The organism is Verrucomicrobiia bacterium (genome assembly GCA_035946615.1).
Classification (GTDB): Bacteria; Verrucomicrobiota; Verrucomicrobiia; order Limisphaerales; family UBA8199; genus DASYZB01.
The window spans coordinates 20,638-35,715 of sequence record DASYZB010000149.1 but is presented as its reverse complement, the minus strand read 5'-3'; the positions used below and the strand labels follow the sequence as shown (position 1 = coordinate 35,715).

At 56.9% G+C, this 15,078-nt stretch carries 15 protein-coding genes; 9 read left to right on the top strand and 6 right to left on the bottom strand.

Annotated features, from left to right (window positions below):
• Window positions 1-14: 14 nt before the first annotated feature.
• Window positions 15-1,034 (bottom strand): quinolinate synthase NadA, encoded by a 1,020-nt coding sequence (gene nadA, locus VG146_21655; GenBank protein ID HEV2394964.1) that lies wholly within the window; start codon window positions 1,032-1,034, stop codon window positions 15-17.
• A gap of 96 nt (window positions 1,035-1,130) precedes the next feature.
• Here nadA and mtnP point away from each other — a divergent pair, with 96 nt between their 5' ends.
• The 3 genes from mtnP (at window position 1,131) to VG146_21640 (ending at window position 3,770) form a co-directional block, all read left to right on the top strand.
• Entirely contained in the window at window positions 1,131-1,994 is an 864-nt protein-coding gene (gene mtnP, locus VG146_21650; GenBank protein HEV2394963.1) for an S-methyl-5'-thioadenosine phosphorylase, read from the top strand.
• 130 nt (window positions 1,995-2,124) lie between these two features.
• Window positions 2,125-2,550 (top strand): VOC family protein, encoded by a 426-nt coding sequence (locus VG146_21645; protein HEV2394962.1) that lies wholly within the window; start codon window positions 2,125-2,127, stop codon window positions 2,548-2,550.
• A 218-nt stretch (window positions 2,551-2,768) separates the two neighbouring features.
• Window positions 2,769-3,770: a PAS domain S-box protein gene (locus VG146_21640; protein HEV2394961.1), complete on the top strand. Its 1,002-nt coding sequence runs from the start codon at window positions 2,769-2,771 to the stop codon at window positions 3,768-3,770.
• Window positions 3,771-3,966: 196 nt separating this feature from the next.
• On the opposite strand, the gene VG146_21635 is transcribed toward VG146_21640, so the two are convergent.
• The gene (locus tag VG146_21635) at window positions 3,967-4,185 is read right to left on the bottom strand and encodes an addiction module protein (GenBank protein HEV2394960.1); all 219 of its coding nucleotides are present in this window, start codon (window positions 4,183-4,185) and stop codon (window positions 3,967-3,969) included.
• 392 nt (window positions 4,186-4,577) lie between these two features.
• Between VG146_21635 and VG146_21630 the strand changes: the two genes are divergently transcribed.
• Window positions 4,578-5,522 (top strand): ThuA domain-containing protein, encoded by a 945-nt coding sequence (locus tag VG146_21630; GenBank protein ID HEV2394959.1) that lies wholly within the window; start codon window positions 4,578-4,580, stop codon window positions 5,520-5,522.
• A 116-nt stretch (window positions 5,523-5,638) separates the two neighbouring features.
• A complete protein-coding gene (locus VG146_21625; protein ID HEV2394958.1) occupies window positions 5,639-7,132 on the top strand; it encodes a long-chain fatty acid--CoA ligase in 1,494 nt (497 codons plus the stop codon).
• Between the two features lie 131 nt (window positions 7,133-7,263).
• On the opposite strand, the gene VG146_21620 is transcribed toward VG146_21625, so the two are convergent.
• Genes VG146_21620 through VG146_21605 form a run of 4 tightly spaced genes read right to left on the bottom strand, consistent with a single transcriptional unit; the run spans window position 7,264 to window position 10,747 of the window.
• Window positions 7,264-8,376 carry a DegT/DnrJ/EryC1/StrS family aminotransferase gene (locus VG146_21620; protein HEV2394957.1) on the bottom strand — a complete coding sequence of 371 codons (1,113 nt, stop codon included), beginning with the start codon at window positions 8,374-8,376 and terminating at the stop codon, window positions 7,264-7,266.
• A gap of 7 nt (window positions 8,377-8,383) precedes the next feature.
• A complete protein-coding gene (locus VG146_21615) occupies window positions 8,384-8,869 on the bottom strand; it encodes an acyltransferase (protein ID HEV2394956.1) in 486 nt (161 codons plus the stop codon).
• Between the two features lies 1 nt (window position 8,870).
• Window positions 8,871-10,007 (bottom strand): Gfo/Idh/MocA family oxidoreductase, encoded by a 1,137-nt coding sequence (locus VG146_21610; GenBank protein HEV2394955.1) that lies wholly within the window; start codon window positions 10,005-10,007, stop codon window positions 8,871-8,873.
• 5 nt (window positions 10,008-10,012) lie between these two features.
• Complete coding sequence (locus VG146_21605; GenBank protein HEV2394954.1) at window positions 10,013-10,747, bottom strand: sugar transferase; 735 nt, start codon at window positions 10,745-10,747, stop codon at window positions 10,013-10,015.
• Window positions 10,748-11,027: 280 nt separating this feature from the next.
• Between VG146_21605 and VG146_21600 the strand changes: the two genes are divergently transcribed.
• From VG146_21600 to VG146_21585, 4 genes are all read left to right on the top strand, one after another.
• Complete coding sequence (locus VG146_21600) at window positions 11,028-11,228, top strand: CsbD family protein (protein HEV2394953.1); 201 nt, start codon at window positions 11,028-11,030, stop codon at window positions 11,226-11,228.
• 478 nt (window positions 11,229-11,706) lie between these two features.
• The gene (locus tag VG146_21595) at window positions 11,707-13,029 is read left to right on the top strand and encodes an aminotransferase class I/II-fold pyridoxal phosphate-dependent enzyme (protein HEV2394952.1); all 1,323 of its coding nucleotides are present in this window, start codon (window positions 11,707-11,709) and stop codon (window positions 13,027-13,029) included.
• Window positions 13,030-13,114: 85 nt separating this feature from the next.
• Window positions 13,115-14,098, top strand: coding sequence for an NAD-dependent epimerase/dehydratase family protein (locus VG146_21590; protein ID HEV2394951.1), 984 nt, complete (start codon window positions 13,115-13,117; stop codon window positions 14,096-14,098).
• Window positions 14,099-14,110: 12 nt separating this feature from the next.
• Window positions 14,111-15,070: a phosphatase PAP2 family protein gene (locus VG146_21585; protein HEV2394950.1), complete on the top strand. Its 960-nt coding sequence runs from the start codon at window positions 14,111-14,113 to the stop codon at window positions 15,068-15,070.
• Window positions 15,071-15,078: the final 8 nt, after the last annotated feature.

The following is a 15,078-nucleotide window of genomic DNA, read 5'->3' as shown; positions in this document are numbered from 1 at the left end:
AGAGCCATGCGGTCTCAGCGCGCTGAAATCTCCAGCATCCGACGAATCGGGAGGCGGGCGCGCTGGAGGACGGGCTCGGGCAATTCGATGCGCGGGGCCAGCACTTTCATGCAATCGCGGACTTTCTCGAGCGTGTTCATTTTCATGTAGCGGCACTCGCTGCAGTGGCACGGGTCGGACGGCGCCCGCATTACATCAACCGCAGGGGCGCAGATGAATTGTTTTCCGGGGCATTCCTTTTGCATCCGGTGAATAATGCCGGATTCCGTGACAATAATGAATTGGGCCGCCAGGCTGGTCCGGCAATAGGTAATCATCTTCTCGGTCGAGCAAATGGAATCAGCCAGGTCCCGCACCTCGCGCAGGCTCTCGGGATGAACAATCACCTTGGCCCCGGGGAATTGCTGCTTGAGCCGCAGCAAACTCTCGCGCCGGAATTCAATGTGCGCGTAACAATTGCCCCGCCACAACGTCATCGCCCGCCCAGTCTGTTCCATCACCCAGGCCCCGAGATTCTCGTCCGGAACAAAAAGCACCTCCTTGTCCTTCGGGGCGGCCTGAACGATTTTGACGGCATTTCCGCTGGTGCAGATGACGTCGCTGAGCGCCTTGACCGCGGCGCTGCAGTTGATGTAGGCGATGGTCCAGAAGTCAGGATTGGTCTTCTGCAAAGCCGCCAGCTTGTCTGCCGGGCAACTCTCCTCCAACGAACATCCGGCGGCTTTGTCCGGCAAAACCACTATCTTTTCGGGGTTCAAAATTTTGGCCGTTTCGGCCATGAAATGCACACCGCAGAAAACAATCACGTCGGCCTGGGTCTGGGCTGCCTGCTGTGAGAGTCCGAGCGAATCGCCAACGAAATCGGCCACGTCCTGGATTTCGGGGACCTGGTAATTGTGGGCAAGAATGACGGCGTTAAGCTGCTTTTTGAGCACGAGAATCTCGCGGGACAGTGTATCGAGTTGCGCCCGGGGCAAGGGCTTGCGCAACCGGAACCGGTCCACTACTGCGGCCTGACTTTCCAAAAGCGCCATTTGACAAATCTAGCGCCCCATAGATAGGGCGTCAATTGGCGCCGGGAATGGTTTTTCCATTGTGAATCCTGAGTGTTTCCCGCTATAACGCCCCGCATGTCTCAATATCGCGTCGGGCTAATCGGCGGCAGCGGTCTTTACCACATCGAAGGCTTTACCGGCCAGAAGTGGCTCCGACTCAAAACGCCATTCGGTTCGCCATCCGATGATGTCCTGTCCGGCACCCTGGCCGGGCGCCCGGTGCTCTTTCTGCCGCGCCATGGCCGAGGCCACCGTATCCTGCCAAGCGAGTTGAATCATCGCGCCAACATCTGGGCGATGAAAAAACTGGGCGCGCAGTGGATTATCAGCGTCAGCGCCGTCGGTTCGCTCCAGGCCAAATATAAACCCTGCGACATCGTCCTGCCGAACCAGTTCGTGGACCGCACCAAGCAATCCATAACCCACACCTTCTTTGGACGTGGCATCGTGGCGCACCTGGCCTTTGCAGAGCCGGTGAGCGAAGAATTGCGCCAAATCCTTTTGAAGGCGGCGCGAACATTGAAAGCCCGCGTCCACAATGGCGGGATTTACGTGAACATGGAAGGACCCGCCTTCAGCACGCGAGCTGAGTCGATGAGCAACCACAATCTGGGTTATGATGTCATCGGCATGACCAATCTGGGCGAGGCCAAATGCGCCCGTGAGGCCGAGATCGCCTACGCCTCAATGTCCATGGTGACCGATTACGATGCCTGGAAAGCCGACGAGGCCCACGTCACCGTGGAAATGGTCATTGCGAATCTGACGAAAAATGCGGCGCTTGCAAAGGCCATCATCGCCCAAGCGCTGCCCCAAATCCCGTCGGACCCCAACTGGCCTTGCCATCGCGCGTTGGAAACCGCCATTATTACGGATAAAAAACTCTGGCCGGCCAAGACGAGGAAAGAGCTGGAACCAATCCTGAGGAGGTTTCTTTAAAATTGAAGTCGTGAGAAGATGAGGTCCCTCTTTGGGAAAAAGACGAAAACGCAAAATAACTGTCCTGCCGGGACCGGCCCTTTCGTCGTATCCATGAAAAACGATATTAGCAGTCAACAACAAGAAAATTATGACAACCAATGCAATCGTCCAACCTTACATATTCTTCGACGGAAAATGCGAAGAAGCCATCGAGTTTTACAAGCGGGCGCTCGGCGCGGAAGTGAACATGCTGATGCGTTACAAAGACAGTCCCGAGCCGCCGCCGCCCGGCTGCGCCCCTCCCGATGCCAACAAAGTGATGCACGCAAACTTCCGCATCGGCGAAGCGCAGATCATGGCCTCCGACGGGCGCTCGACGGGCAAGCCGAATTTCCAAGGTTTCGCGCTGTCGCTCACCGTGCCGACCGAGGCGGCGGCGGACAAGGCATTCGCCGCGCTGGCGGAGGGCGGGAAAATTGAAATGCCGCTCGGGAAAACATTTTTCTCCGCGCGCTTTGGCATGGTAGTTGACCGGTTCGGTGTGTTCTGGATGGTCCTGGTCACACCGCACTGAAATCCAAAAGGGTTTTGCCTGCAAGGGCGCAGCCATTAGGTGGACATCGCCTGCGCCCTTGGGGAGCTACCCAATCTCCCACCCCAGTTATCCGCCACCCGGGGTCGGCATTCAAATGGGGCGTTCAAGGGCCTTTGGGGTATTCACCCCATTTCGTGCCTTTACGACAAGCGTAATCTAGAATCGTATGTCGAAGAACTTCGCGCCAGCCGCCCTCTATGCCTGATCCCCTCCGCGTCCTGATGGTCGAAGACTCCGAAGATGACAGTTTGCTGCTGCTTCGCGAACTTCAACGAGGTGGCTTTGAACCTATCCTGCGGCGTGTGGAAAGCGCCGAGGCAATGAGCGTTGCTCTGGATGATGAGGAATGGGACGTGATCATAAGCGATTATTGCCTGCCATTATTCAGCGGCCCGGAGGCCTTGGGTGTCTATCAGCGCAAGGGGCTGGACATCCCCTTCATCATCGTTTCGGGGGCTATCGGCGAGGAGACAGCGGTTGAGTTGATGAAGGCGGGTGTTCACGACTACCTTATGAAAGACAGGACATCGCGTCTTGCCTCGGCTGTCAGGCGCGAACTGGCCGCTGCGCGCGAGCGGCGCAGCCGCAAGCTGGCGGAGGCTGCAACGGCCCATTTGGCCGCCATTGTCGAGTCCTGCGAAGACGCGATAATCGGCAAGACCCTGGATGGAACCGTGGTCAGTTGGAACGCCGGGGCTGAGCGCCTTTACGGTTATACAGCGGCCGAAATGATCGGGCGTTCGGTCTTTTCCCTCGTCCCGGCGTGCCGGCCCCGGGATGTGGTTGAGATTTTTGAATTGCTCAAACAAGGGGAGCGTCTCGAGCATCTGCAGACCGTTCGTGTTCGCAAAGACGGTTCTTACGTGGAAGTGGACCTGACGATTTCACCAATCCAGGATGCCACAGGGCGTGTCATCGGCGCATCGAGCTTTGCGCGCGATATATCTCAGGCCAAGCAGGAAGAGCGCGAACGGCTGAAGCTGATCCAGGAATTGAGCCACGCCCTGGCCCATATCAAGACTCTCTCCGGCCTTTTGCCCTTCTGCGCAAGTTGCAAAAGAATCCGCAATGACGCCGGCTACTGGCAGGCGGTAGAGGTTTATATTAAGGAGCATTCCAACGCTCAGTTCGCATCCAGCGTCTGTCCGGATTGCGCCAGTCGGCCACATCCCGAGCCGTTCCCCACCTTTGTGTCGTAAACGGCGAATGGGAAAGTCTTGCATAGCATGCGATGATAATCGGCGTAAACCGCTCTGTGCACTCCGGCTGTGATCCTCAAACTTTCGATGTCAGCTCGAACGGAACTCAGAAAGTAGTCCCCCAATCCAAGCTCCTGCGAATCGTAGAATTGGAAGCCTTCCTCCAAATCGCGACGTGCCGAACCAACGATCCGGATCATTCGCGGCGGCGCGATCCGAGGGAGCTCTTGACCGAATCCCAGTCGAGGACCTCTTCGCGGCCTTCCGTGACGGCTTTCCTGCGCTCGTCCAGCAGCGTTTTGTGCCATGATGGCACGGGGACCTGATCGGCCTGCGCACGCAACTCTTCCCAGATTGATTCCATTATCTGAAGCTTCTCGGCCAAGGGCAGTTGCCTGATTTCCGTGATGCTCATAACACCTCTATGATACGCTGATGCGCACCTCGACACCTTTTTAGCCAACCGCTGAACACGAGAACACCACTCGCAGCGAACGGTTCAAATAAGCGACCGCCGCTGAAACTGAAACCAGCACGCGTTCAACGCCCAACTTCCAGCAGGGCCGCATGCGCGATGACGAAGCGTCGGTTCGCTTTCATTAAATGTTAAACCTCACCCGCGCAGCGTACAAAACAATTCGCGTGCCAAAAAGCAATTCAATTCAATATCAATAATTCAAACTGCCTGGTGCCAATCGGGCGCATCCCGAGCCGCCGCGCAATAGAGCGCAAGCAGGGCCTTCGAAGCACAGCCTTCGAAGCAAAAGCTGAAAAAAGGCTTATTGTCGTTTATAATCTTGGGACTCCATGAGATTATTTCAGCAGGTCCTGTTAATCTGCGTGCTCTCGGCTGGGGCGGTGTGTGCCCAATCCCCTGCATTCAAGGTGCTGGTGTTCTCGGCCACAGCGGGTTATCGCCATGCTTCGATTACCAATGGCATTGCTCTCATTAAGGCATTGGGCGCGACCAATAACTTTGCGGTCGATGCCACCGAGGACGCGACCTGGTTTACCGATGGCAATTTGGCTCAATACAAAGCGCTGATTTTCCTGAACACAACTGGTGACGTGCTCACCAATGCGCAGCAGGTGAGCGCCTTGCAGCATTACGTCGAGGCAGGCGGCGGCTGGGTGGGGGTCCACGCGGCCTCGGATACGTTCCATAACTGGCCGTGGTATGGGCAGTTGGTAAGCGCTTATTTCGTCAGCCACCCCTCTATCCAGCAGGCCACCATCAGGGTCGAGGATCATAGCGATCCTTCGACCATCGCGCTGCCCGCAGCCTGGGTCCGAACAGATGAATGGTATAACTTCAACATCGATCCGCGCGGTGCGGTCCACGTTCTGGCCACAGTGGACGAAAGCACCTACTCCGGCGGCACGATGGGGGCCGACCACCCGATTGCCTGGTCTCATTATTATGACGGCGGGCGCGCCTGGTACACGGCGGGTGGCCACACACCAGAGAGTTACTCTGAACCGCTGTTTCAGGCCCATTTGCTCGGTGGCATCCTATTCGCAGCCGGGAGCGCTCCCGGACACCCGCCTCTCCTTTCAGTTCGTTCCGGCAGCCAGCTTTTACTCTCCTGGCCAGCCGGTGCGACAGGTTTCCTGACCGAAACAGCGACCAACCTTCAGCCCGGAACGGCTTGGAGCCCGGTCACCAATACACCCGTGCCGCAGAACGGACAGGAAGTTGTGTCGCTGGCCATAACGCAACCCGAACAGTTCTTTCGACTTCGTAAACAGTAAAGCGGAGAGCCGTGGTTCTGTTGGCGCTCAGACAGGCAGCAAATCGATGCACAGTGCCGAGATGCACTCCAACCCCCCTTGCGCGGCTTCTCGCATTTCCTCATATTATGCATTGAATGAATCTGGCTGCCGCTTTCGCGAATGCTGTCCAAAAGCACGCAGGCAAAACCGCTCTGTTTTGGGGCGACCGCGAATATTCTTATGCCGACCTGTGGCGCCAGAGCCTGCTGGTCTCGGGCCGTCTTCAGAACGACGGAGTGAAACCCGGCGACCGCGTTGGCCTCTGGCTTAAGAATTGTCCGGAATTTGTTTCCGCTCTCTTTGGGATTCTACAGGCCGGGGCGGTGGCCGTTCCGATCAATAATTTCCTCAAACCCGACGAGGTTAAGTTCATTATTCAGGACGCCGGAATCGGTGTTCTGATTACTGACTCGGAACTTGGGGCGCATTTTCGGGCAGTCGCATCCGAGCGGCCAGGATTGAAGCTGTTTAGAGTTGAGGAATTCAATGAAACCGCTGGCAACGGCGCTGATTGGCCGCCAGAAATTCAACCGGCGCAGCCCTCGGCTTCGGACCTGGCCCTGCTCATTTACACTTCCGGAACTACTGGCCGCCCCAAGGGCGCGATGCTCTCCCATGGCAATCTGCTCCACAACGTCGAAAGCTGCCGAATCGTTCTTCAAACTGTCGAGTTGGACCGCTTCGCCGTGTTGCTGCCGCTCTTCCACAGCTACATGCTGACGGTTGGATTATTCTTGCCGCTGCTGGTGGGCGGCTCGATTGTCCTGATAAAGTCGCTGCACCCTGTGCGCAACGTGCTGCAAGAAATCATTCAACGCCAGGCTTCAATCCTCCCGGCCATTCCCCAGTTTTACCGCAGCATGGTCAATGTCTCGTTGCCCGTGCCGCTACCCGTCCGCCTATGCGTCAGCGGCGCCGCGCCTCTGCCTGTGGTCGTGCTGAAGGAATTTGAGGCGAAGTTTAAGATTCCTCTCATCGAAGGATATGGTCTGAGCGAGGCAAGCCCGGTTGTAACAAAGAATCCGCTCAATGGTGCGCGCAAGCCCGGCTCGATCGGGCTGCCTGTCGCCAATGTCGAGGTGAGCATCCAGGATGACGCCGGCAACCAATTGGGCGCGGGGGAGATTGGCGAGGTCTGTGTGCGGGGGGGCAATGTGATGCTGGGCTACTGGAATCAGCCGCAGCAAACCGCCAAGGTCATGCGCGAGAGATGGCTGCTCACCGGCGACATCGGCTACCGGGACGAGGAGGGTTACTATTTTATCACCGACCGCAAGAAGGACATGCTACTGGTCAATGGCATCAACGTGTATCCGCGCGAGATCGAAGAGGTCCTTTATGAATTCCCGGGAGTCAAGGAGGCGGCCGTCATCGGCAAACCGGATTTGCGGCGGGGCGAACAACCGGTGGCGTTTATTTCCTCAATCGACGGGGCGGTGCTCGAGGAAAAGGCGGTCCAACAGTTCCTGCGCAAAAAACTGGCGGATTACAAGGTCCCTCGAAAAGTGGTCCTTCTGCCCGCCCTGCCACGCAATGCCTCCGGCAAGATACTTAAAACGCGGCTGAGAGAAATGCCGCTGCTCGATTGACCGTGGACGCGTTTTAAAATTGTAGGAGCCGACGTGAGGAGGCTTCTTATCTTACCTTTGGTCCATGCAGAACTCCTTTGAAGTTTGAGCCTCTCTATATCTGCTCCTGCAAGGATTCTCAAAATGCGCTCTCAGTCACTCAGGCACTCCTTCAAGGTATTGACGACTAATTCGATCTGCTCGGGGCGCAACTCCGGGTACATCGGTAACGAGAGAAGCTCCTGCGCCAATTGTTCGGCAACCGGATAAGAGCCCGGGCGCAACCCCAAAAACGCGTAGGCCCTCTGCAGGTGAATCGGGACTGGATAATGGATGGAGCAATGGATGCCACGGGCGACCATCTTTTCCAGGACGCGGTCCCGATGGCCCACGCGCACGGCGTAGATGTGATAGACATGAAGATTGTGGGAAGCGGTTGAGAGGCGGCCCACTCTTGGTTCATCGACGAGGAGTTCGTCGTAAAAGCGGGCGTGAGTGCGCCGGGCCTGGTTGGCGGCATCCAATAAGCGCAATTTCAGGCTGAGAACGGCGGCCTGAATGCCATCCATCCGGGCGTTCCAGCCGATGGCCGAGTGGATGTGTTTAGTGGCTTGCCCATGGTCCCTCAACATGCGGATTTTAGACCAAAGCTCGGGTTCGTCCGTTGTCACTGCTCCTGCCTCGCCAAATGCACCCAGGTTCTTTCCCGGGTAAAAGCTGAAGCAACCCGCCACCCCCAGACTGCCCGCTCGACGCCCTCGGTACTCGGCCCCATGCGCCTGGCAAGCGTCCTCGACGACAGGTGTGCCGTGGCGGCGCGCGATCTTGAGAATCGCATCCATGTCGGCCATCTGACCGAACAGATGCACCGGGACGATGGCCTGGGTTCGCAAGGTGATGGCCGCCTCAAGCTGCGCCGCATCCATCGTGCAGGTCTGCTCGTCAATATCCACAAAGACCGGGCGCGCCCCGCACAAACTGATGGCTTCAGCGGTGGCCATGAAGCTGTTGGGAACGGTGATCACTTCGTCGCCGGGGCCCACCCCCAGGGCTTGAAGACTCAACCACAGCGCATCGGTCCCACTGCCCACCCCTAAGGCATAACGCGCGCGGCAATATGCGGAAAATTCCGCCTCGAACCGGGCCACATAGGGTCCGCCGGCAAAGGCGCTGGACTCTGTTACCTCACGGAACGCATCGAGCAACTCCGGCATCAGCGCTTCGTTTTGAAGCCGCAGGTCCACGAATGGGACTTGGAGGTCCACAAGATTTTCACACGGCAGCAAGACGAAGGACACGGGCGGGGTTGCCAGCGACGACCGCGCCTTCCGGGACATCCCGGGTCACAACGCTGCCGGCGCCCACAGTAGCGCCCTCGCCAATAGTAACACCACAGAGGATGGTCGCCCCAGACCCAATCGAGGCCCCCCGCTTGACCATGGTAGGCACACATTGCCAATCGGCTTCGCTCTGCAAGAGCCCTTCGGCATTGGTGGCCCGCGGATGGCGGTCATTAATGAAGATGACGCCGTGCCCGACAAAGACCTCGTCCTCCAGAGTTACACCTTCGCAAATGAAGGTATGGCTGGAAATCTTGCAGCGATTACCCACTCGTGCCCCCTTTTGAATTTCGACGAACGTGCCGATCTTCACGTCGTCCCCAATCTCGCACCCATAGAGATTGGTGAACGAGTATATCTTCACCCGCTGCCCCAATTTCACATCGGGGGCAATGCGTTGTAACAGTTGCTCGCTCATATCAAGCGGCTACCATCGCCCGTTCAGAATCGATAGGCGTGTTTTGGAGGCCGGCATTATGTCCGTTGCCGTTTGTGTGGCCATTGCCGTTCGTATGGCCGTTGTTCCAAGGAGCGGCTGAGCTCAGGGCCACCGAAGCCCCATGTTGGCGGAGCGATTCGGTGGAGGCCTCCAGAATCTTGACCACTTCCAGACCGAGCTGTCCGTTGGTGACCGGCACAGTCCCGTCACGGATGCATTCCAGAAAATGCTGGCATTCGAGCTTCAGAGGCTCGTCCTGCTTGATATAAGGCACATACGCATCCCCGTAGTGATAGGAATAAGTGAACTCGGCAAAGGTGTCGTAGTGCGGTGGCACCTCGACCCGGGCGTCATAAATTTTCAGCTTCTCGAGCGGCTCGGTGTCGTCATAAACAATCATCCGTTGGGAACCGATCACGGTCATTTGCCTCACTTTCTTTGGGTCCAGCCAACTATTGTGTATGAATGCGCACCGGCTCTTGCGGAATTTGAGATTCATCATGGTGACATCCTCGATGCCACGGGTGACATGGCTGCTGCCCTGGCAGGCAACACTCACCGGGAGTTCCTCGAGCAAATGCAGCAGGATCGAAATGTCGTGCGGGGCCAGGTCCCACGCTACATTAATGTCCTTTTGGAACAGGCCCAGGTTGAGCCGGCGCGCGGACACATACTGCACCTCGCCGATGTCGCCGGCCTCGATGATCTCCTTCATCCGGCGCACCGCCGGGGAAAACAGAAATGTGTGTCCCACCATCAGAATCAGTTTTCGCGCCTGGGCGATGCCGACCAGCTCGGCCGCCTCGACCTCGGTCCGAGCGAGTGGTTTTTCAATAAACACGTGCTTGCCAGCGTCCAGCGCGGCTTTGGCCATCTGATGGTGAAACCGGACAGGCGTGGCGATTACGATCGCGTCCAGGCCGTTATCCTTGAGCAGGTCGCTGTAATCCCGCGTGGTTTGCACCTCGGGGTAGAGCTTGCGCATGTGGCTCAGGCGGGATTCGCTCGCATCGCACAGGACTTTGAGCTGGCAATCGGCGGATTGCCTCAGGTTGCGCACTAAATTTGGGCCCCAGTAGCCGCACCCGATTACCCCGACTTTGATCGCTGTTTTCATCGCTTTCATACGTTGTAGGACTGAACCGATTTCCGAAGTGCCTGGCTGGGCGGCGCGCTTTCCTGGCTTTTGAATCCGCGCATCTCCCAGTATTGCCCCCAAAGAGCGGGGAGCGTTTTGAAAATAATCCGCACATCGAGCCAAAGATTTCGCCTCTGAGAATAATCAATATCCATTTGGATCATCTGCTCGAAGGTAGTATGGTTCTTGCCGCTGACTTGCCACAGGCCGGTCAAACCCGGCACCGCATCAAATCGTTTCCAGTGCCAGGCCTGGTATTTCTCGCATTCGTAAGGAATACATGGACGCGGCCCGACCAGGCTCATCTCACCGCGCAACACATTGAGCAGTTGCGGCAGTTCATCCAGTCCGCTGGCCCGCAGCACGGACCCGAAAGGAATCAAACGCGGGTCTCGATGCGCATCGAGCTTGGTCATCGGCTGACGCGACTGAATCAATTCATGCAAATGGCGCCGATGCGATTCCGTTTCCGCATCGACTCGCATGGTCCGGAATTTGTAGCAGGTAAACTGGCTGCCTTTGCAGCCGACACGTTTCTGGCGGAAAAAAATCGGACCAGCCGAGCCGAGCCTCACCAGAAGCCCCACGACGGTTCCGACCAACAGAATCGCCGGAGATAAAAGCGCAATGAGCCCATAATCCAGGCACCGCTTCCATGCCGGAAGCCCCCCTCGGCCCTCGACCACTTGTCTCCCCGACCCCTTATGCCTTCTTGCCATACATCATCCAGCTCTATCTTTTAAATTTTGAGTTTTCCGCACCCACATTTTCTTCCGTTGTTCGGGAGCAGGACGTATCGATCTCGCTCGCCAGAACGATTGGGTGATAACACTCGTCCATCATCCGCTCAGAAGAGAGACTCGCAACTCCGCCGATTACGGAGTAATCATCGGTGAAATTACGGAGCTACGAGAAGAATGGAGCGGGCATGGATTCATGCCCTCCAAATTGGGACGTATTCCCCATAGTCCGACAGAGGATAAAAAGTAGTGTGCCTGTATGAAACCGAGCACAAGAAACATCGCCAAGGGCGTTGGAAGACAGGTTAAGGGGAAAAGCAAAGAAGCCGCTGGGCGTCTTACCGGCAACAGGCGGCTTAAAGCGAAGGGCCGCTTGCAGAGCGAGGCAGGCCGTGTCCAGCGGAAGCTGGGTCAAGCCGAACGCGACCTGGATAAAGACCTGGAAAAAGAGACCGCGTGACCCTGGGGTGAGGTGTCCGCAGCCAGTTAGTTAGTCGTTAGTCTCCGGTGGAGGAAGCTCCTCTGGTTTTTTCGGCGCTTCCAGATTCCCGGGTCCGGGCCACGATGTCATGAGCGATCTCTCCGGAGAGCTCGGCCAGGCGACCCAGAATGCTGAATCCGTTCGAGTAGCGCGTTCTCTTGTGATCTGCTCTCGGTATCGTCTTCTCTGGAGCGCCCCCAAGCTTTATCAATCCCTGTACTGAACTAGATTAGCCCGGCGCAAATTCCAACCACTCAACCCGTTGGACCGCAAGCAACTGCGCAACCCAAACCACACCTCCCCATCGATTGCTGGAATTTGACACCTCCTTGAGACTGGTGGTGTTTGAAGGTTCACACCATTTGGCCCCAAAAACCGTCAAATTTCCTTCTTGCCACCCGTGCCAGAAAGGGTAAAAGGGAGGGCAAATGCAGGTTCCGTTGGCAACTCGTTTATTATGATTTACCACGAAAAGGCGCCCAGCAGGGACAACGGGCACGTAGAGCAGCTCGAGGTATACCGCTTGCCGCGTCCTGCAGGCATCCGGGAAACAGACCATCGGACCACCCGAAATAAGGGCAAACCTGCCCACGGCAGGCTACCGCTCTTTGATAAGGTCAAAAATTTCAAGAGCGCCGCCCAGGTACGGGCATTGGGATTATACCCTTATTTTCGGACGATTTCCTCTGCCCAGGACACCGAGGTCATGATCGAGGGCCGACGGGTCCTGATGCTAGGGTCCAACAGCTATCTTGGGCTGACGAACCATCCCAAAATCAAGGAAGCTGCCCAAGCTGCTGTTGCCAAATACGGCACCGGGTGCGCCGGATCGCGTTTTTTGAACGGGACATTGGATATCCACCTGGAACTGGAAGCGGCTTTGGCAAAACTGGTCAACAAGGAGGCGGTGCTGCTCTACAGCACGGGCTTTCAAGTCAACCTGGGCGTTATCAGCGCCTTGGTGGGCAAAGGCGACTATATCATCGGCGATAAAAGCAACCACGCCAGCATTGTTGAGGGCTGCCTCGTCGCCCAAGGCAAGTTCTTCCGCTTCCCGCACCAAGACATGGAGGCGTTGGAAACCCGCTTGGAGCAACTGGAACCGGGGGCCGGCAAGCTGGTGGTAGTGGACGGGGTGTTCAGCATGGAGGGTGACGTCATCCAGTTGCCCGAATTGTGCCGGATTGCGAGCAAATATGGCGCAGCGGTGATGATTGATGACGCTCACGCAATCGGTGTTTTGGGCAGGAATGGCGCCGGGACCCCCAATCATTTCGACATGACGGACCAGGTCCAGCTTATCATGGGCACGTTTAGCAAGTCGCTGGCCAGCCTGGGCGGATTCATCGCTTCGGATGCCGGGACGATTGATTACCTCAAGCACCACTCCCGTCCACTGATCTTCAGCGCGAGCATGAGTCCCGCGAACGTTGCCGCCGTGCTGGCGGCAGTCGAAATCATGATGCAGGAACCCGAGCGCATCGGGCAATTGTGGCGCAACACCGGGCGTATGAAGAATGGCCTGACCAGCCTGGGCTTTGATTTGGGCAAATCCGAAACGCCTATCCTGCCCGTCTATTGCCGCAGCCTGATGGTGGCGTTCAAGATTTGTAAACGCTTGCAGGACGAAGGCGTCTTCGTCAACCCGGTGGTCTCTCCTGCTGTTGCCCCTGGGCACGAGCTAATCCGCATCAGTCTCATGGCAACCCATATGGATGAGCAGATTGATTTCGCCCTTGAAAAGATCAGCAAGGTGGGCAGAGAACTTGGGTTAATCTGATTGGGACCAGTGGAAGCCAAACCGATTTCTCCGGACCCCCAAATTCCATTAACCCCGATTCCCTAAAGTCTTCTCATGCTCTTAAATGAAAGTCCTCCTCACCGGGGCTAGCGGATTTGTTGGAAGCCATATCCTTGATGTCTTGGTTGAGCGGGCGATTCCAACTGCCATCCTGCTGCGGCCCACCAGTAATCGACAATTCGTTCAGCGCCATCTGGGCTGCGTCGAGGTCCGGCCCGGCTCGATCAACGACCTGAAGAGCCTGGAAAAGGCCCTGGCAGATGCGACCCATGTGATTCATTGTGCCGGATGCACCAAGGCCAGGCGCAACTCGGATTTTTATGAGGTGAATGAAACGGGCACGCGCAACATGGTCGCAGCCCTCAATTTGCGTAACGGAGCAATTCAACAGTTTCTACATATATCGAGCCTGGCAGTGGCTGGACCAGCCACGGCCGAACGGCCCGCCACCGAATTGGATGCGCCAAATCCCATCTCGGAATATGGCCGCAGCAAGCTGGCCGCAGAGCTCGAGGTGCGCAATCATTGCCGCACGGTTTACACCATCCTGAGGCCGCCGGCTGTTTATGGACCGCGCGATAGCGGTTTTTTTGCCATGTTCAACGCTGTACACCGTCATTTGCTGCCGCGGCCAAACAGGCGACAAATACTAAGCCTCGTCTATGCCAAAGACCTGGCGCAAGCCGTCGTGAATTGCCTGGGCCACCCTGGCGCTGCCGGCAAGGCCTATTTTGTGGCCTCGCGTGAGCGGGTCAGCGCCAGCGGCATGGCGCAGCAAATCGCTGGAACCATGGGGGGTTGGACGCTCCCTTGCCCTTTGCCGGCTGCGGCGTTGTGGCCCGTGTGCCTGGCACAGGAGATCTTTGGCCGGCTGACAGGCCGGGCAATGTTGCTGAACATGCAGAAGTACTCCGAGTTGCGAGCCCCGGGTTGGGTGTGTGAGCCGTCACTCTTCGAGAAGGAGATTGGATTTCGATGCGAGACCCCGCTCAAACAGGGGATTTCAGAAGCTCTTGAGTGGTATCGAAAAGAGGGATGGCTGCCTTAATTTGGCTCGGTCATGTTGAGGCATTACACCTTTGTCGATTACGCCACCCAGGCTTACATGACTCTGGTGGGGGCGTTGATTCTCTTCTTTCATAATGCAACCGTTCCTCATTGGCCCTGGCTTCTGGCATCCGAAGCGGCTGGTATTGTTCTGGTCCACCTCCTCATTCAATTTCAAGGCAGCCGCCGATTGGGGAGCCTTTTGAATTTTCTGCGCCATTTCTATCCGGTCCTGCTTTACGCATGGCTTTTCGCGCAAACAGGCTGGTTGAACCGGATGTTTGTGGACCACTACCTGGACCCGTCGATCATCCGCTGGGAACAAGCGCTCTTTGGCTGCCAACCCAGCGTGCTGTTCATGCAAAAACTGCCGGACCTGGCCCTGAGCGAGATTCTTTATGCCTCTTATTTTTCGTATTACCTGATGATCGGCGGCATTGGCCTGGCATTGTATTTGCGCAATCGCCAACAGTTTTTCCATTACATCTCTGTTATTTCATTTGTCTTCTATGTTTGTTACCTGATCTATATAGCCTTGCCCATCGTCGGGCCGCGTGTGTTCTTTCATGATGTGCCCGATTATTCCCTCCCGCGGGCTTGCCAGCAATTAGCTCCCATCGCCTTTTACCCTGACACAGTCAAAGCCGGCCCGTTTTATCACATTGTGAGCTTCATTTACCGCGTCATTGAAGCTCCGGGGGCGGCCCTGCCCAGCAGCCATGTGGCCATCGCCATGTGCACGGTCTTTTTCTCATTCCTGTACCTGCCCCGCATCCGCTACGCCCATTTGGGCGTGGCCATCCTGCTGTGTGTGGCGACCGTCTATTGCAGATACCATTATGGCCTGGACGTTCTGACCGGTCTGCTGACGGCGGCGATCCTGGTTCCTATCGCCAATTGGCTCTATTTCAGACTGTGCCCTCCCCAGCAGGAGGGCTTAAAAACTGCGGAAGCCGAAGTGCAGAGGCTCTGATCTGACGC